Below are 19247 nucleotides of genomic sequence, written 5' to 3'. Positions count from 1 at the left end.
TCTTATGAGAGCGATCCGAGTGCGGCGTGAACTGGGTCTGCAGAAAAATCAGGCTCTCCCTATCTAGTCGCCGTGAACAATGAGGCTCGTCAACATTCGAGGGATTTCGGCCGGCTTTGGAGCGCGGCGAGGAGCAGCCACAGAAGCTGCCTGAACCAGTTGAGCAGCAGCGAGACGTTGTAGCCGGCGGCGGCCAGGATGGCGTTGACGGCGTCGCCCTGCTCGCCGGCGAGTTAGTTGCGGTCCATCCGGTGTTCGGCCTTGATGTGGCCGATGGCTCGATCGCGGAGCGGCGGCGCATCTGCCGCTTGATGGCCGGTGTGATGCACCGCTTCTGGCCGGCGGTGATGACCCTGAACTTGTGGCTTTGAGGTGCATTGTGGCCGCGGTATCCAGCGTCGGCGAGGATGCGTCCGATCTGGTTGCCGATGGTCTTGTCCATGTTGGGGCCGATCGTTGCGAGTATGTGGCCGTCATAAGGATTGCCCGGCAGTGCCTTCGCGTGCAGGGCGAACTGGCCACCTTTCGAGTTCGAGCGTGGTGGCGCAGAAGCTGCTTGCCCGCGCCGGGCTGGCGGAAAAGCGCGAATCTATCCGGCCTTCCTCTCGGGCCTTGACGCCAAACTCGTAAGGGGCATGCGCCTTGCCCTTGCTGATGCACTCGACCTCGGGCGCATGCAGGCTCCAGATCTTGCCGCCGCGCTGGCTCTGACGGTGCTCCAGAACCGCTGAAGCCTGGTAGAGCGGCCACCTGAAGATCACCTCGAGCTCTTCTTGGCCGGCGATCTGGCGAGCGATGTCGCGAATGGTTCGGCCGAGATAGGTCTTGAGCCTGCGCAGCGCCTTGTTGGCCTGCTTGAACTTGTGTGGATGCCAGCCGTTTTGCAAGGAGAGCATTGAACTTTGATCGAGTGCGGTCTTGTGTCAGGCCTGTCTCAGGTGCGGCCGTTCACATGCTGCAACTCAAAGCCTGACACAAGACCGCACTCGATCACGTTCAAAGGTTCAAAATCTTTCTTGCAAAATGGCCGGCATCCACACAAGTGCGTCATCGGTCAGCTCGCCTGGCAGAGGCGCACCCTTCCATGTCGCCTTGCGCGGATAATCACGCGGGTAATCATCAAGTAATTTCCGGAAACGCGCTAATCCCGGTACCAGCGGTTTGGATTACATTTCGCCCACCCGCTGCGCTTCCCACTATCGTTTCCAGAAGACATCCAGCTCCGCGAGCTGGCGCTCGATTTCCTTCACGACCTCATCGACATTCAATCCGGACTTGGCAGCGATCAACTTGGCCAAGATCTCGCTTGCTACCAGAGCCGGCGCGATACTTTTGAAGAAGGATTGAGGATTGCTAATTACAATGACGCTTGCCTTGGCCATACGGGCGAGCGGCGATACGCTGCTGTCGGTGATGGCAACCACAGCCACTCCTTGGCGCGCTGCTTGCCTAGCCGTTTCGATGGTTGCACGACAGTAAGGCTCGATGCCTACCGCCAGCACTACGTCGCCTTTCCCGACACCTCGCAAGGCATCGATGCCGAGCCCCCCGGCCGCATCAAGAACGACCGCCTGCCGGCCGAGCCGTGACAGCGTGTAGGCAAAATGCTGTGCCACCGGATGCTCTGCGCGCAGGCCAAGGCTGAAGAGATTTCGGCTCTCGGCAAGGACACTGGCAGCCGCCGTCAGCTGCATCGCGTTCGCGCATTCCCCGAGCCTCGCGATTTCCGCTGCCAGCGTGCCCGCGACGACTCCGACCGTTGAGTAACTGCCATCGCCATCCTGCCGACGCTCAGGCAGCGGCGATTCGGCAGACGTGCGCAGGGCCTTCGCATAAACGCTGCGCATGTCTTCGTAGCGGTCGAGGTCGAGCCATCGCGCTAGCCTCATCATGGTCGTGTGGGACACACCCGCCAAATGCGCTTGCTCGCGCATGGACATCAACGCGACGTCCTGCGGATGGTCCAACACAAACCGGGCAGCCCGCTGGACCTGAGGCGGCATCGTCTCAAACCGTTCGACTAAAAGGTCGGTTAGAGGCCCCTTTTTCATGGCCCTTCGCGCCAGTCGGCCAGCTGAAAGGTACGCCCGATTTCACAAGAATAGACACTCGAAAAAATTCCAATTGGACGCTCTTGCTGAACCGCACTGCACCGGTACTGGGCTACATCACCCGATGAGATACGCGCCAGTTCTTCATTGAAAACAAAATGCCGCGCCCTTTCTGAATGACATCTCATGTCGTAGCGATAAGCACCCTCTTCTGCGCCTTCAAGTTTCAAGAACGCAGAGGCACTTACGTTCGGAGACATACCCTGTTTGATTGCCGTAGAAGGCGCACACTTACTGGATTTGAGCATTTGAGAGATCAATTCGCGTACCTATGGACCACGCTTTTTCGCGCTGATTTCGGGCTCGTCAGGTTTTGCGGGGAGAATGGGGAACAACTGATGAAAAGCTGCTGCGACTATGTTGATCGCCTGCGATGAGCTTCCGCGCGAATGCCAGTCTACCGCGATCGTGCCGGCGCACTCCGTCCGGACTTCTCGTCAAGCGCGAGCGACCGGTTAAGGTTGTTGACCAACATCTGGTTCCCCGGTTCTTTCCTGAGCGCTTGGCGATATAGCGCTTGTGCCGCGCCATGCCGTCCGCAAATGTCGAGCACAACTCCCTTCGCGTTCAATGTGCGCAAGTTGCCTGGAGCCGCAATCAAAACCCCGTCGAGCACCTGAAGGGCCTCCTTCGGGAGTTTCCTTGCTAGTAGGGCTTTCGTAAGCTGGATCGCCGCGTCGACATTGCCTGGTTGCTGCTGCAGCTGATCCCGCAAAGCCCGCTCGTGAGCATCCTGACCAACGGAGCTCAAGATGCGTTCGCGCATGGCCGGATTGATATCCTTGGCACCGAGCAACTCGGGTGACGGCGTGTCCTTCACTGAAAGGGCTTGCGTGCCCCAGCTAGCGCAACCGCCGAGAGGAAGAATGACAAGTATTGCGAAGGGAACTGACGCCAGACGAACTGAACGCAACTGCGAAACGACTGTTGTTCTCATGTGAATGCCGCTATCCTTACGACTAATGCTACACAGTTCAGCTGGGCTCAACGCGCAAATTGTTACGTTCTCCTGACGTTTCATGATTCGTTGCAGCGGTGAGCTTGACGGATCCGACCGGCTGAATCGTAAACTCCGAATCCAGATCCTGATAAGACAAAACGACGAGATCGATCCCGTTGCGAGTAAGGAAACCGCGGACGAAGCGTCGGACATCCATTGAAGCCAATATGACAGGATGCCGCTGACCCGGCGCAGGGTTCGAATGGATCTGCCGCATTTGTGACAGCAGCATCTCACTTTGCCCGTCCCCCAATACGAGGTAGGGACCAACAGCCGAATCACGTATCGCGCTGCGCACCAAATTCTCGGTTTCACGTTCGATAATAAAGGCGGGCACCACACCTTGAGCGTTGGCAAAACGATGACAGATCTGCCGTGTCAGACCGGAACGAACATATTCCGTCAACAATGCGACGTTTTGCTCCTGCTCCCCCCATTCGGCCAATGCCTCCAGGACGAGGCGGGTGTTGCGGATCGGGATATCTTCGTCCAGTAGACGGCGCAGGACATCGGCGATCCGGGGGATCGGCGTCGTGCGTAGCACCTCCTTCACCAAATCGGCATATTTCTGCTCCATTCGGCCCAGCAATTCACGGGTCTCTTGGATGCCCACCAAGCGCCGCGCACGGCGCGTCAGCGTTGCCTGGACTCGCGATGCAATAAGTTCGATGGGACTGTGATAGCCGATGCCGGCGTCATTGAGAGCCGATGCATGGCTTTGTTCGACCCAGATCTTGCCCGCTTGTGGGTCATGCTGGAAGGGGATGCCGCTCAATTCAATATTGGCCAGATCGTCGGTAAGCCTTAGCTGCGTCGGATCAATCGCATCCTGTTCGACCGGTACGCCCTCGACATCTATCCTGAACTGCGGGTCCGGCAACTGCTGTTCGACTGCAACAGGGATGCGAGGAACAATGATGCCGAGGTCAGATGAGACCAGTTCCGAAACGCGCTCAATGTGCTGTTGCAATTCGGTTTGGTTGATCGCATCGCCAAGGCTCGGTGCAAGGAGCAGGGTGATCGGACCTCCTTCCGGAGGTGGGGTTTGCTTTTTTGCCTCCCCGGGAGCTGCAGTGGTAGCATTTGCATTGTCGCCGTTTTGCTTATCACCTTTGGTAAAACTTGCCGTCGCGAAGACTGCGGCCAACACGAGAAAGACGGGCAGAGGGAAGCCGGGAACAAACCCCATCGCAACCATGACACCAGCAGCCAGCCTCAATGCCCGCGTATTGGCGGTGAGCTGGCCGGCTATGTCGGCACCAAGGTTGAGTCTCCCGGCCCCACCTACACGCGTGACTATGGTCGCCGATGAAATCGACAGCAGCAGCGCCGGAATCTGTGAGATTAATGCATCACCTATGGTCAGCAGAGTGTATTGGTGCAGCACCTCGCCGAAGGGCAAACCCTTAGACAGCCCGATGGAAACTCCGCCCAGCAAGTTGATACAGATAACCACCAGCCCGGCGATGGCATCGCCCTTTACGAACTTCATGGCCCCGTCCATAGCGCCATAAAGTTGGCTTTCTTTCTCCAACATGGCGCGCCGCCTACGAGATTCATGCTCATCGATGTGGCCATTCCTTAGCTCGGCATCGATCGCCATTTGCTTGCCTGGCAGAGCGTCCAGCGTGAATCGCGCCGCCACTTCTGCAACGCGTTCGGCACCCTTTGCGAGAACCATGAACTGGACCATGGTCACCACTAGAAAGATGACAAAACCTACGACGATGTTGCCTGAGATTACGAAATCGCCGAACGTGTGGATGATGCTGCCGGCCTCCCCCTCCGCAAGGATTAGTCGCGACGTTGCAATGGTAAGCGCGAGGCGAAACACCGTAGAGATCAAAATGACGCCGGGCAGGGAAGAAAGTTCAAGTGGCGTGCCGACATACAGGGCAACCATTAGAAGAAGTATGGCGAATCCGAGGTTGAATCCGATCAGGACGTCAACGACCGCGATTGGGATTGGCATGATCATCATGCCGATCGCCAGAAGCAGCATTAACGCGACCATTATATCCGGGTTGGCCGGCGCTCGCGCGATGAAGTTGCGCATGAGGTTCGCCATTGCGACCTTCTTTATGTTTGTTTGAGAAGAACTGTGCCGCTGCGAAGTGAAACGTAGCTTTGGAAAACGGCTCGCGCCTCGTCCATGCGACGGGCTCGCAGCAGCGCATGGCTACGCATGAGAGTGAGAGGGACGCGAGAAGATTGCTGGTCATCAAGTACGTCCAGCCTGTCCAGGATCGTCAGTGCTTCATCGCCGAGACCCTCAGCAATCAGCGCATAGGCGAAAATCCGTAGCAGGCTGACATCTTGAGAATTGTCGCTGACGGCGAGCCGCAACAAGGCTAGGCTTTGGGCGCTCTGCCCACACGCTAGGTGGGCATAGGAAAGGGCGCAGAGCAAATCTCGCTCCTGCTCGGAAATCAGCACGACATCACCGGTCTTTGGCAACGTGTGTCCCGACGGGATGACGTAACATTTGAGTGTTATTCTTCATCCAGGTCGACCTTCGCTCGCCTTGATCAAGCTGTTCCGGTTCTGTCGCAACAGCACCAGCCGCCGGAACTCCTCTTGGAGGGCGGAAATACCTTCACGCGCCACCGAATCCTCAGGTACCGCCGATAGCGCGTCGACCAAGCGCTCCAGAAGAACACTACGCTTCCCTTCGCGCAGGATTTCCGGATGACGTAGGCGTGGCGTGATGAAGGAGAGCTGGCTACGTGCGAGAGTATGGCCATAAAGAGCGGCCATTGCAGCGCGGGAGTCGATCTCACTGATCTGAGTGCTCTCGCTTGGGCTGACGCGCGTGACCGCCTCGATTTCACTAATTCCCAACGATCCGTTGGCCGTGCGTGCGAGCGGCATATCGTGCGCGTGCGCACGCCGCAAAGTCGATGCATGCTTCTTGCTACTATTTGCATGAGCGCGATCGATCTCCATATTCGTAAGCGCGATTTTCCCCGCATTCTTGGTTCCATCATTGGCCGGCTCGGCTGCTCCTGCAGGCTCGATGTTAAGATCGCGCGCCGAGGTGCCGGAGCCGACAGGGTAGCTGGACATCTTGACCATGGAGTTCTCCTACCGAACCTGGAAGTTTAATAAGGGAGCGCAGCAACGCGGCCATTTCGGCTCAGCAGCACATGAGCGTCCTCAATCCGATCGACCATCCATCCATTATCCAATAGAGCGCCGATGAAATACTTCTGCCCACCGATCAGAAGATGTGGCAGATTCCCGCGCCAAACAGCTTCAATGGGGATTGCGGATGGCGCCTTGTCCTCTTTGATCACCACACCGTTCACGAGTGTTAGCGCTCCATTCGTGCGATGATCGAACCGCTGTTGGATCTTCTGCCACTTGAAGACCAAGGCAGGCGTGACGGTGCCCTCGGCGGTAACAACACTGTCTGCGGATTTGATCTTGATATCGAATAACTGCGCCCGATCAATTTCGTCTTGCAGCGCTTTCGCCGCTAACTGGACGCTCTGATCACCAGGGCGGTTGATGGTTACCTTCGATATAGGTGCGGGGTTAGTAGGATTGGCGCTCAATCCACTGGCGCTGCCGTAGAGGGAAAAAATGGTTGAGAGCGCGCCGACTCCAATGCAGCTCAGCAAGACGACGGCTATCACTGGCATTGAGAGGCGACGCATGCCAATGGGGCGCTTTTGCCCGGCATCTTGAACGGACCAGAGAATGGACATCGCGCCCACATGAATGACGACAGGAAGAGACACAACAACGCGCTCGCCTGCTGCAACATTTTGGTTGCCCTCTATGCGGACCCCATCCGCAAGGGCCTCGACCTCGATCGAATTGCCAAGAAGACTGATACGAAGATGACGCGCCTCTAGCCCTTGCTCGATGAAAATTATATCGGACTCAAGACCACCACCGATTACATTCGGCCCCAGAGGCGCATTACCAGTCAGCCCAGAATAGAGGCCCGACAGCACCTCGAAATCGACGGAAATGGCGTCATTCACGGAACTCTCCCGCACAAGGAGATGAGCCGTACAGCATGGCCGTACGGCTCATTTTGACTCCACATTGCACTGCCAAGGCAGCGATCGGGACGACACTACGTCCCGTTTGCAATGTTACTGAACGCGCTCGTCGGCCACCTTCTTGATTGATTGAAGGTTGGTTGTAACGGTGCGCAGCATCACGCTCCTTTCCGTCGCCTCTGCGCTCATTGCCGTGAGCGCCGCAATTTGCGACTGGAAGGCGGCAGTCCCAGCCCCTTCAGCAGCCATATTGCCAATGGCCGGAGCAGCACCACCACCAGCAGGGGGAGCAACTTTAGACATATCGTTTTACCTTTCCTTTCGAATTGCGCCGTCTTGACGGCTTACACTCCTGACGCCGAAGGATCCGGCGTCAGGCATCCTCTTCCGTGTCACCCATGGCGTCATCGAAATCAGCCATGGTATCGCTCGCCATTTGTACCGCAATGGAACTCAGAACACTTTGGAATGCCGCATTCTGATCTACGGCTTGCGGGTCACTTCCGGAACTGACCGAACCGCTGTCCCGACCACCCTCCCCAACCGGTCGGCCACTACCAGAAGGCCCGCCGGGCTCATCCTGCCTATCCCCATGGCCCGCACGAGCCAAGGAAGCACCGGTGCCGCCACCTCCACCTCTAATTGCTCCGACCATCAGGTACCTCGGTTCCTTTATTGCCCTCAAGAGGCTGCGATGCAGTGTTCAAAATCGACTTGCTCAAAGTAAGAGCGCGAGCTTTCGAGAAGCTGACGGCTCAAAAAAAAACGAAGGGACGCTGTCACAAAACTGATGGTCGTGTACGGGCTGGCCTGCTCATATCGATGCGACGGCGGCTTTAAAGGCGCCATTTTCCCGGCAAGGTGGGATCGGAAGGGGCTGTCATGCTCGGTGCCGCAATTGAAGCAGTTCGATGTGAAGCGTTCGTAGTATGCGAACTCTGCCGATGGATGAATTCAGATGGTAGGGGGCTCCCCGCGCCATCGTTATAGACCCGTTCACGATCGCCGCTAAACTGGCGGTCCGTAGGTATATAGCGCGGGTGCGGAACGGTGCTTTATTTTTTCAGACGCAAGTCAGCGAGTGCTTTTGCCAGCGAGCGCTTGGCGGCTGCGGTGGCGTTTGGGGGGGGCAACAAATCCGGACGCGCGATGAGGCCATCGACGATGGCCCCCCTGACTCCGCTTCGGTGGTTATTACTCTCTCGTATCGGTGTTTTCACTGCCCTGCGACTTGAAACGATACCGAGGGCTCATTCACACGCTCCCGTCAGTTCCTGTGCTTGTCTACGGTTTATCCTGGTGACGCAACAATATTGGCGAATTGCTGAGTGGCGGCCGCGTTGGGCACAGATGGGCGTGTAGCGCGCTGAGGCATGGATCCGCGTTCTTTTTGTCTTGTTGGTGAGGCGGGATGAAGGTGAGATCGGCTTGTTGGTAGAATGGTCTGCGCTCATCGATCAGTTGGGCGATCTTTTGCTCCGGGTCAGGGCCTCGCAGCAGCGGGCGGCTGGTATCCCTTTTGAGGCGCTTTTTGATAACCTCCAGCTTGGTATCGAGCCAGATCGAGACCGCCTTGTCGCCGATGAGACGGCGGCTCTGCTCATGCATCAACGCGCCGCCGCCGGTGGCGATCACCGCGGGCGCTTCCTCCAGCAGACGGGCGATCAGTTTCGCCTCCATCTCCCTGAAGTAGACCTCGCCCTGCTCTTCGAAGATTTGCGAGATCGATTTGTGGGTCTGCTTTTCGATTATTTTGTCCGTGTCGTGGAAGTGGAACTGCAGTCGCTTCGCGAGAGCTGGGCCGATGCTGGATTTGCCGGCGCCCGGCATGCCAACGAGCACGACCGGCCGACTGCCGAGCGCCGCGACGACTTCCTTCGCCTGTGATGACCCGACGGTTTGCGGCATGCTTGGTTGCCCGACAGGTCGCAATTTCAGGGCCGCAGTGGCGCCTGCACCGCGTTCGCCTTCGGCTTCCCACTGAAGCACGGCCAGAGCGCCATCGGGGACTGGAACGCCCTGGCAGTTTTCCATGACGCGCTGCATGAGTTGCTCCGCAGGAGCGTCCCCTCCCGCCCGCCGCAGCTGGTCCAGCTGCTTGTATGTGTGATGATTGGCGAGCTTGGCTTGGTAGCTGGCCGGCGTATGGAACTCAACCTGGAAGCGATAACCATGCGGTGTGGCGAGCACGCTCTGGATGCCGCTGAAAGTCGGATTGCGCATCCTGAACCAGTTGGTTGTGTGGCGTTCGGCGTAGCCGCGCTCGTCGAAGGCCAGGATGGCTTTCTTAAAGCCACGGGTAAAATCCTGGTTGGGGAGTTCGAAGATGTGGCGGACAGCGTTGCTTATCAGCTGCGGCGCGCTGCCAGAGGGGGCGTTCAATCCGGTGAGCTGTTCAGCCATCGAGCCTTCCGATCGCACCCGGCGATCGAAATGAGGCATGTTCACCGGGATGCCGGCCTGCCTGAGGCTCTCGGCAACCCAGATTGCCGCTGCGGTGATTGCCTCCTCTTCAACTCTCGCGCGCGTCGCCTCGATTTTGGCCTGCTCCGATGCTTCCTGGCGGCTCAGCGTTACCGTCACATCGGAATCCACGGCGGCAGGGCGGCGGCCGGAGCGTTCGGGCAACAGGCCGTTCTGTGCGGCGAATTTGATCGAGGCCTCCATGACGCAAGCCGCCAGCGTGGGATTGTCCTTCAGTTCCTCCAAGGTCGCATCGACTTCGAACCTGCCCTGGCTGAGTGTCGCCGCCATGCTCTTGACGTAGGGCACGGGCTGCAAGCCCGGCGTCTGGCATAGGAGCCGCTGCAGCTCATGGCTTTTTTTCAGAAACCGGCGGGTGCCGGTGTCGGATTTATAGGCATCCGTCCCGACCTTAATGCCGAGGCTCAGCAGGTTGCTTGTGCTTTCGACGAGGTCGTCCGGATTGTAGCCATCCGGGGAAGGATCGATCCGGGCTTGAGTGTGGTCGAGCAAAAGCTGGACGCGGTCGCGAGGCTGGGACGTTGCCGGATAGCTCTCCGCCAATTCCTGGAAGAGGTTTGCAAGCGCTGGGCTCACCGACGGGCTTAAATCGTCCACGGTCTCGACGGTTGCGGACAAGTTTTGCTGATCCGCCTTCGCCGCCCATGCCGCGAGCTCGGTCACGAGCAACGCGGCCATCTCGCGCGCGACCGGATGCCGGGCGACCTCGATCTCCTGCCTCGCCCTGGCGAGCGTGTCCTGGATATCCTGGCCTCGCACCTCTTCCGCGTTCAACAGGTTAGCGATGTCCCGCCTAAGCTCGTGGTGAATGCCTTCGTAGGTGCCGAAGACAGCACGCTCGGCAAACCAGCGTCGCGCCTCGTCGGACTGCGCCAGAAAGTTTCGCTGCAGGCAGCTATAGGTTTCCAGGACGTCCTGCGTGGTGGCAAGGATCTGGCGGGCACGACTGAATTGGTAGCTATCGTCCTTAAGCGCCGGGGTATGCGACTTCGCCGGCTTGAGTGAGCGAACGCCGCGCGCTTGCTCCTTCTCATCGAACTGCCGCACATGCTCATAAAGCTGCGGTCGGTCGCCGATGATGATGACCGCGTCCCCGTCGAAGTCGCCGTCAAGCTTCTTCTGTTCACTGGTCGGGATAGCAACCAAAGAGCCCGGAGCAAACACCTCCGTCGCCTGGAGGATGCCTATGCTGTCGACCGGCGTGTCCACCTTGGCTCGATCCTTGCCGTGTGTCCAGCTCGAATGCGATTTGACGTCTTCGGCGGACAGCACCAGCCCACGCTCCGCGTAGTCGGCCGGCCACATCTTGTCTGGCACGACGATCAGAATGCCTTTGGCAAAAAACATCGGATCGTCGCCCGCCAGTTCTTTCCCCTTCTTCTCGGCGACATTGAAACTGTATTGAATGGCTACGCAGCCATCCAGGAAGGCCGCAGTCGCATCCCCGTCACCTGCCGACCTGACTTGCCTGGCGCCAAATGGCCGCAGGTTGGCCTTGTCATAGGGGGCTCGCCCGATCAGCACGCCACCCCTCCCCGTCAAGGTCTCGCTCTTGAGCGTGGGCACATGGACGCAATCATCACTGGACGGTACGGCGACCGCGCCGGGAGCGTCGATGTGTCCGGCCGTCACGGTGCGAAACAGATCCTCGGCCCCCAGCTCTTGTCCTTCTCTGCTGTCGAGCCAGGTCTTGGCCTTCTCGCGCGTCTCATCCGCCACCAGCTCGCTGCGCGGATAATGTTGCAGCGCCGAGGCAGGAACGGACGATCTCCTTGCCTCAGCAAAAGCGGCCACCCGATCGAGACCTTGGCCTTGAACGGCCCGACGAACAGCCGGCATACGCTCGGCCAACGAAGCCTTTATGAAGCCGCAACCGTCATGCGGTCGCAAGGCGATCGGGCCTTCCGGCCCGGTCAGCCTGAAGGGATGCGCTTCGCCCGTCAGACGGTCCGGCAGCAGCGACAGTTTGAAGGCTCCTTCGAGTGCGTAGTCGTGGGGCCCTAGACCTTTGATCGCCGGGGGCGCGGCAAAGCCTCGGCGCTGCGTGTAATAATAGGCTTCTTTGAATGGCGCCCAGTGTCGCGACAGCTGCTCGAACGCCGTACCCGGTGCGGTTTCGGCATATGGAATTGCCAGCAGCTTCCCCCCGAGCGCCTGAGCCCCCGTTTCGCCTGGAGCGCGGGCGGCGATCTGGGCAAGGGTCTTTTTCGGCGGTTTTGACTTGCTGCCGCCGAATAGATCCATCCGGTATGGCACACCCTCGACACTCAATGTCCGCCCCAGCATGAAGGCGCTCGGCTTTCCCGGCAGTTGTACCGCGACCACCTTCACCGCCCCTGAGGTCAGGCGATGGAAAATGGAATAGCGCGTCTCGGGCTCCGTCGGCAATCGCCGCCCCTGCATGTCCACCACCGGCAACTGCATCAGCCCCGCATCACCCTCCGGCGGTCTCGGCTCGTGGTCCATAGCGCGCAATACCTTATGGACATCGAAGACGGCGGCTGGATGTCGGGCCTGGATCAGTGCCGCGTTCTGGGCCATGAACTCGTCCAGCGCCTCGACCGGCCCCTCTGCCTCGATCTGCGCGATCAGGTTCCAGCTCATGTTGGAAAGGTCGCCTTCGATGAGGCCGCGCGTGCTGGCCAGGATCTCCCTGGTTCCGCGATGCAGCTCATCCCGACGCCGCTTCAAAGTGGAACTTTCGGCATCGACGTAGGGCCTCTTGTAAAGCCCCTCAAGGACAGCACGGGCCTTGAGCACTTGATAAATCGACAAGGCGGGACAGCGGCTCGAATTCGGTCCAGCGATCCGCTCGGCCTCGCTTGCCTTGAGTTGCGCCTTGATCTTGTGCTCCATGACTGGTTGAATGTCGTTCAGCAGGTTCAAAGTCTGCCTGCGGTGCCAGCGCAACGCCCTTTGGGAGCTGCGCGCTAACGGCACCAGAGCGGCGCAGAGATTGCCCATGGTCTCGAGGTTCTCGGGGGCAAAGCCAGAGGTCCGACGCAATGCCTCGAGTCGATCCAAGCCTGTCCGTGCCAGTAGACCCAAATCGTCATGCAACTGCGCCTTCGCCAGCGCCTTGAAGATATGCACGATGCTTAGCGCGTCGGCCTGCTCCAGGCGATCGCTGGCGTAATGAAGATGATGGGCCAGCTGATGCAGCCGATCCCTCAGCAGAGCGGTGTCTGCAATTTCTCCGGCGTCCTGTCCCCGCACGACGCCGCGCCCCAAGATATTGGCGATGGTGCCGAGCGCGACGGTAGTGAAGGTGCTAAATCTTGGACCCGCCGCGCCGAACCCGCGCGCGATATCCATGATCGCCCCATGGCATACCGGTTGTTCGGGCCATTTGCTGAAGCCATGCAGGACAATGGCAAGTTGCTGCGAGGAGAAATCGGACAGCCCCCCGGTGCGGTCGGCGCGACAACGAACTTCAGCAGCAATTGCGACCGAGGCGTCCCCGCACCCCGTCTCGTCAGTCCACTTGCTGAAACCGTTAACCAGATTTGCCAGATCCTGCGGATTGAAAGCAGATAGCTGCTCGGCGCGATCGGCACGGCGAAGCACATCGCCGGCGATCGCGACGGTAGCCTCGCGACAGCCCGCCTCTACCGGCCACTTGCTGAAGCCATTCACCAGGTTCGCCTGCTCCTGCGCAGTAAAATCGGTCAGGTGGGCGCCGCGGCGGCGAACCTCACCGGCAATCGCAAGGGTGGCCTGGCAACAGCCCGTCTCATCCGGCCACTTGCTGAAGCCGTTCACCAGGTTCGCCAGAGACTGCGGGGTACAATAAGATAGCTGGCCAGCGTGGTCAGCGCGGCGCCGGATCTCGCAACCGATCGCGACGGTAGCGCGGCGACACTCCACTTGTTCCGGCCATTTGCTGAAGCAACCTACCAGGTTGGCCAGATCCTGCGGATCAAAGACGGACAGCGCGTCGGCGCGGCGGCGAACCTCGCCGGCTAGAGCGACGGTGGCCGCAGCACAACCCGCCTGCTTTGGCCATTTGCTGAAACCGTTCGCCAAGTGTGCCAGATCCTGCGGGCTGAAAGCAGATAGCTCATCGGCACGGTCCCCGCGATGAAGCATCTCACCAGCGATCGCGACCGTGACGTCACCACAGACTGCTTCATCGGGCCATTTGCTGAAACCGAGCGCAAGGTTCGCCAGCTCGCGCGAATCAAAACCAGGGAGCCGGCGGGCGCGGCGGCAAAGAACCTCACCAGCGATCGCGAGCGCGGCCTCGCGGCAGTTCGCCTGATCGGGCCACTTGCTGAACCCGTTCACCAGGTTTGCCAGATGCTGGTGGGCAAAACTGGAAAGTCGGCCGGGGCCGCGGCGAACCAGCTCACCAGCGATCGCGACCGTGGCGCTACTACAGCTCACTTGGTCCGGCCGTTTGCTGAAGCCGTTCACCAGATTCGCTAGTGCCTGCGGAGTAAAATCGGACAGCCTATCGGCGCGGCGACGAATCTCACAGGCGATCGCGACCGTGGCTTCGGCACACGCCAACTCGGCAGGCCACTTGCTGAAGCCGTTTACCAGGTTCGCCAAGTCCCGCGAATCAAAACCCGAGAGCCGGTTGGCAAGGCGACGGACTTCACCGGCGATCGCGACAGTGGCAAGGCGTGAACTCTCTTGTCCAGGCCACTTGCTAAAGGCGTTTACCAAGTTTGCCAGGTGCTGGTGAGTGAAATTGGCGAGCCGATCCGCTCCACTGGCGCGGCGACGAATCTCACCCGCGATCGCGAGGGTGGCCGCACCACACCCCCCTGTGTCAGACCACTTGCTGAAGCCGTTCACCAGATTTGCCAGACCCTGCGGAGTAAAATCAGATAACGCATCGGCGCCGCGGCGAAGAATCTCTTTGGCAATCACCGCCGTGGCCGCGCCACAGCCTGTCCTCTCCGGCCATTTGCTGAAACCGTTCACCAAGTTCGCCAAGTTCTGCGAATCAAGAGCAGAGAGCCGGCTGCCGCCGCGGCGAAGCACCTCACCAGCGATCGCGCCTGTGCCGTCACCGCAGCCTGCAGCTTCCGGCCATTTGCTGAAACCGTTCACCAAATTGGCCAATTCCTGCGGATGAAAATCACAGAGCCAGTTGGCTTGGCCAGCGCGACGGCCCACCTCGCTGGCGATGGCGACCGTGGCCGCGCCACACCCCGTCTCTTGCGGCCATTTGCTGAAACCGTTCACCAGATTCGCCAAATGCTGTGGCTCAAAACCGGCGAGGCCGTTTGTCCGTTCGGCGCGGCGACGGACCTCACCGGAGACTGCGACCGAGGCAAGGCGTGAGTTTTCCTGTTCCGGCCATTTGCTGAACCCGTTCGCCAACAGGGCCAGGCTTTGACTGTCGAGTTCCCGAAGCACTCCGCTTTGCTCGCAACAAAATTCAGCAATGCTGCCCATCCCATTTTGGCAAGCCGGCACCCGTGGATATCGGCTGAACGATAACGCCAAGAGCGCAAGCGCTTTGGGCTCGACATCAATGAGTTCGTGGGCAAACCTAGACACCTGAGCTGCCATGGCCCGGCAAGCTTCCATGCCTGCCGGGCCTTCCTCGCGGCTCACTGCATTGCAAACTGTGGCATATCCCCATGTTTGCCGGACGCGGATATCGTGCTGCCAGTTGGTGACAAATCGAGATGTGAACTGGGCAGCGGCCTGTTGCAGGAATGTTGCAAGTTCCGGCATCTTCAGATCTCTGCGATAGCGCACCACAGCCATTGAGAATTTGCGGATGTCACCAGCGAAACCGATGTCGTGTAGGGCGCCATTAAGCAGTTCTTGCGAGTTTGCAGTGCGGCCATCCCGCCTAGCTACATGGTCGATAGGTCGCTCGCCTGATCTGGCGCCCAGATCGGGTACGCTTTGTCGATGTGGCGGCAACGCGTCGATGCGCGAGCTTCCGGCCGCTTGATGGCTGCGCCGGGGTTCGCCACCGGGCTGCCGCCTTGGTCCGTTCCGTAGCGAGATTCCGCCGTGACCGTCCCGCCCGGCCTTATCGTCGATCGGCCGTTCTCCCGGTCTGGCAGCCGGTTCGCTCACGCTTTGCTGACGCGGTGGGCGCGCGGCTGTATATGAAGGTCCGGCTGATCGATCGCCGCGCCAGGGTTCGTCATCAGGATGCAAGAAGCCTTCTTCTCGGGTTGGCCCCTCGCCCTCCGGCACCGAGGGGAAACGACGACGCCGCCCACTGATTTGACCTAGAGCAGCAGCCAAAAGTCGGTGTGAGCCAAGCGAGGGACCGGCAGGGCGGCCGCCAGCAGAATTATCGGCTTGGGGCGCAATGGGAGCGGAGGACGTCCCTTGGTTTTGAGGCCCAGAGTGCATCCGTTGCACGACGGAATTGAACGATTGACTGCCTTCTTCAGGGGCGCGGCCTGATTGCGAGCACGGACCGCTCGATCCCCGCGTGCTGCCGGAGTCAGCACCTCCAATGTGCGATCTTCCAGATCGTCCAATGCCTGTCATATATCCAATCTCCAATGCGGGCAATGCGCCGCCTATAGTGTCGAGGCTGATTCGCTCATCCGTGGGGCGAGAAGTGCGATGGACCGGGCGCCCAGGCGAAGATGGTCGTCAAGAAACGGGGGTTCTGAAAAGTCTGACGCTGGCCATGCCCTCATCAGCCGCTCGAAGCGCATGCGACCGAAGTACTCACCCCATTGGTCAACTCAGCATGCGTGAGACCCCATCGGTCCCGTTCGAGGTCTTGTGGATCGCCCTGACGCGATCGCTTGCACGGCACCGGCGGCTATTCCCAAAGTTTGCCTTAATCCGGAGCACGCGCAGCAGTCGCGGCAGGAGATGTCGCGCGCACGTCGGCGGCATGGAAATAACGGGAACCGCGGTCATCGAGCCATGCGCCAAAGGCGACGATGTCCCCCGTACCACCCGACAGACATCGATCTTTCGCAAAATGTTGCTTTCCTGAGACAATGACAAAGCTTTGGCCATCGCACATAGCCGTCCTTACCTTACATAAACCTGACCTGCGCTCAGCCAAAATGCTGAAGTTGCTAAAAGCGAAGACCACTGGAACTACTGCGGCAGCGGGCGCGAGCTACAGCCTGAGAGAACTGGAAATTTGTGAGCAATCTGCGTCATCGTCAGCCCTGCGGCCGCTCCGTGGCCGAAGAGGCCGAACGATGGGAATTGCGCGCCTGCCATATCGGCTGCAGACCGACGACCGGGCAACCATGCAGGCGTTGTTCGCCAGCTGCAAAAAATTCGATTCCTGTCGGTACCCTCGTGTCGACACTGTCCTGGGCAACAGGGCGCGTGTCGTGACCACAAAACGAGCCGCAATGGCCTGATCGCTCGATGGGACGCAGGCGGCGAGAGCTCAATAGACACGGTGACGTCGAAGCAGTCTGTCAGTGGCGTTCGAGGAGATCATATCTGCCTGTTCATTCCCGCTCAGCCATCCGAGTTCGCAACCAGTTTGAACATCAAACATCAGACCGGCAAACCAGTAGCCTCGTCATTGCCACCCACAGGCTGCGCACTTCAATATCTGTGAAATTACCGGCACGTACAAAGGTGCTCGTCAGCCTTTTGACAGCTAAATGAGAGATACACCGGACGTTGAACAACGCAAAGCCTTCGAAGCGGCCGTTAGGTTCGATCGAAATGCAAATTCCGCATCCGAGCTTAGCTTGGGTCCAGCTATGATTTGTCTCATCTAGGGAGAGTGATTTGGAGCCCCACAACGGATGGTTTGATACGGACGCCTGGATGCGCGACTACGCTGCTCTGCAGGAACAGCAGCGGGCGAGGCAACAATCGGGAGGCATGCCCGCGGATCAAGCACATTTTGAACAGCAACTGAGCGAGTTGCAGCTCAGTTCCGCTGGTGCGCGCCCCAGTGATGCTACTTACCCTGAAGCTAGTATGCCTGACACTCGCCCTGCCAAGCCGCATGGAACCCCCCAGCGCGCTGACATAGAGGATTCAATGTGGATGCCTCCGCAGTCCAAGCCACGAAATGGCGGGTTCAGCAGCACGTGCTACACCGGGCCCTTGGGAGCGCCTCCTGCTGTGCGGACGAAGGACGGCAAAGGCCGGCACCTATGGTCACGTGTGAAGTCGGGTGTCGTCAAAGCCTTTTCGGGGAGTTGTCGCGAGGACTCGTCCGGAATGTCGGCGTCGGATGTAGTTCATTCAGAGCTTCGCATATATTACGCGAAGCGACGGCTCCCGACCGAGCCCTTTGAGGCGGACAAAATCCTTGTTTCCAGGTTTTTGAGGGCGTCTCTCGGCAGCACATTCGTGCAGACTGCCCAGAGGAATGCATCTCATTTGCACCAGTTCAGTGCATGGCTTAACCAGCGCGAGAGGGACCCAATTGCCGACCGGTTGAACGACCATGAGTTGGACAACGATGCACGGGAGTATGCGCAGCAATTTGACTCTGCCGGCAGCAAGAAAACCAAAGATCAAATCATAGAGGCATTGGAAAATATACGACAAACCAATCTGCCACCAGCTGAGCTCACAGATGACGAGAGGCTTATTGCGGGGTTCAGCGAGGCGGCCCAATCCGCCGGCCGTGCGAGAAAGACCGTTAGTGGGTGGGAGACGAGTCTGCATAAATTCCGTACCTGGCTACGGCCCATGAACTTAACGCTGTCCAGCTTGCTTGACCGCCCCGAGGATCTGAATCGACTTGCGACACTCTCTGGCACAAGAGATATCCATGCAGCATTGACAGTGCTTCAGGAGTTCCATGCCGCGAACGTCGAGGAACGCCCCCCAAATTTCAACCCCCACCGCCGACAGCGCTTGGCTGCCCCTCCTGCCGAAGATGCTGCGCTCATGAAGAGGTTCAAAACGGCAGCCATGCAAGCCGGGGTTCCCAAAAACACGATTGACAGCAGCCTGATACATGCAAAAAAATTCGCCAACTGGCTCCATGAGAACGACAAGGAGCCGTTGGCTTCTCGGTTTCGAGATGAATCGCTGGCGGACGATTTAGACCTGTATAAAGCCCAGGGTAACGACCCTGAGAACCGTCTTCAGTCGACGCTGAATCATCTCCGGAGGCTTATGTCGGAAGGGTGCGGCATCGAACAGATCGGGCCCGGCCCGCGTATCATGGGGCGGCGCCTCCTGGATGCTTATCCCGACGACGCCGAACTTATCGACCTTGTGACCCAAGAAAGATTGAGCAACCTTGGACCCGAGCCGACTGCGAAACAGAAGGCCCCTATTTTCCATGCGGCTAGCGTGCAACGCAGGTTTAGTGATTGGCTCCAAAGGGAGAAGAAGGGGAGCATAGTGAGCCGACTCAAGGGGGGTCAGCAGCAACAAAGTGAGTTGATGCGAGATGTCAAGGGCTTCGAACAAGCCACTAAGCACGCCAAGCTGCGTCTCAACGACCTTCGGCAATACCTACAAGTCGTTGAGGCGAACAGAGCGCTCGGGTTGCGGGATCCTGAGGAGGCGGGTTCGTTCGCCGGGGAAGGCGCCCAGCAGGCCAGCTCGTTTCAAGAGTTTTCCTCAGCTCCGCATACTCCGTTCGAGGGGGCTTGGGATTGGCTCACCACGCAGATGCAGTCCTCCACGCCCTCGTCTGCGAGGTCTCCGTCCTCAGACATCTACCGCGGTCTTGACCCTCTGGTTGATTTGCCCTCC

Annotated in this window: 8 protein-coding genes and 2 pseudogenes; 1 reads left to right on the top strand and 9 read right to left on the bottom strand. The window is 59.2% G+C overall.

Features of this window, described 5'->3' with window-relative positions:
* Nucleotides 1-89 precede the first annotated feature (89 nt).
* From RFM40_RS32415 to RFM40_RS32375, 9 genes and pseudogenes are all read right to left on the bottom strand, one after another.
* A pseudogene (locus RFM40_RS32415) lies at nt 90-866 on the bottom strand (transposase family protein); the annotation flags it as partial.
* 330 nt (nt 867-1196) lie between these two features.
* Complete coding sequence (locus RFM40_RS32410; protein WP_320230226.1) at nt 1197-2051, bottom strand: MurR/RpiR family transcriptional regulator; 855 nt, start codon at nt 2049-2051, stop codon at nt 1197-1199.
* A 457-nt stretch (nt 2052-2508) separates the two neighbouring features.
* Nucleotides 2509-3048, bottom strand: a complete 540-nt coding sequence (locus RFM40_RS32405) for a tetratricopeptide repeat protein (protein ID WP_320230224.1) — start codon at nt 3046-3048, stop codon at nt 2509-2511.
* A gap of 37 nt (nt 3049-3085) precedes the next feature.
* A complete protein-coding gene (sctV, locus tag RFM40_RS32400; RefSeq protein WP_320230223.1) occupies nt 3086-5179 on the bottom strand; it encodes a type III secretion system export apparatus subunit SctV in 2094 nt (697 codons plus the stop codon).
* A gap of 11 nt (nt 5180-5190) precedes the next feature.
* A complete protein-coding gene (locus tag RFM40_RS32395; RefSeq protein ID WP_320217578.1) occupies nt 5191-5568 on the bottom strand; it encodes a histidine kinase in 378 nt (125 codons plus the stop codon).
* Nucleotides 5569-5610: 42 nt separating this feature from the next.
* Entirely contained in the window at nt 5611-6186 is a 576-nt protein-coding gene (locus tag RFM40_RS32390) for a hypothetical protein (protein ID WP_320230222.1), read from the bottom strand.
* A 26-nt stretch (nt 6187-6212) separates the two neighbouring features.
* Nucleotides 6213-7103 carry a SctD/MshK family protein gene (locus RFM40_RS32385; protein ID WP_320230221.1) on the bottom strand — a complete coding sequence of 297 codons (891 nt, stop codon included), beginning with the start codon at nt 7101-7103 and terminating at the stop codon, nt 6213-6215.
* 114 nt (nt 7104-7217) lie between these two features.
* Complete coding sequence (locus RFM40_RS32380) at nt 7218-7427, bottom strand: nodulation protein NopA (protein ID WP_320230220.1); 210 nt, start codon at nt 7425-7427, stop codon at nt 7218-7220.
* 981 nt (nt 7428-8408) lie between these two features.
* Nucleotides 8409-15335, bottom strand: coding sequence for a shikimate kinase (locus tag RFM40_RS32375; protein ID WP_320253360.1), 6927 nt, complete (start codon nt 15333-15335; stop codon nt 8409-8411).
* Between the two features lie 2577 nt (nt 15336-17912).
* Between RFM40_RS32375 and RFM40_RS32370 the strand changes: the two are divergent.
* A pseudogene (locus RFM40_RS32370) lies at nt 17913-19247 on the top strand (hypothetical protein); the annotation flags it as partial.

The organism is Mesorhizobium captivum, from assembly GCF_033977165.1.
GTDB classification, from domain to species: Bacteria; Pseudomonadota; Alphaproteobacteria; order Rhizobiales; family Rhizobiaceae; genus Mesorhizobium; species Mesorhizobium captivum.
Note: the sequence above shows the minus strand (reverse complement) of the source record. Positions and strands in the feature narration are given on the sequence as shown.

Bases quoted from the DNA above. Each gene is read 5' to 3' on its own strand.
- RFM40_RS32375 (WP_320253360.1), bottom strand. From the start codon at position 15,335: ATGGCTGTGGTGCGCTATCGCAGAGATCTGAAGATGCCGGAACTTGCA.
- RFM40_RS32405 (WP_320230224.1), bottom strand. From the start codon at position 3,048: ATGAGAACAACAGTCGTTTCGCAGTTGCGTTCAGTTCGTCTGGCGTCA.
- RFM40_RS32410 (WP_320230226.1), bottom strand. From the start codon at position 2,051: ATGAAAAAGGGGCCTCTAACCGACCTTTTAGTCGAACGGTTTGAGACG.
- RFM40_RS32390 (WP_320230222.1), bottom strand. From the start codon at position 6,186: ATGGTCAAGATGTCCAGCTACCCTGTCGGCTCCGGCACCTCGGCGCGC.
- sctV (WP_320230223.1), bottom strand. From the start codon at position 5,179: ATGGCGAACCTCATGCGCAACTTCATCGCGCGAGCGCCGGCCAACCCG.
- RFM40_RS32380 (WP_320230220.1), bottom strand. From the start codon at position 7,427: ATGTCTAAAGTTGCTCCCCCTGCTGGTGGTGGTGCTGCTCCGGCCATT.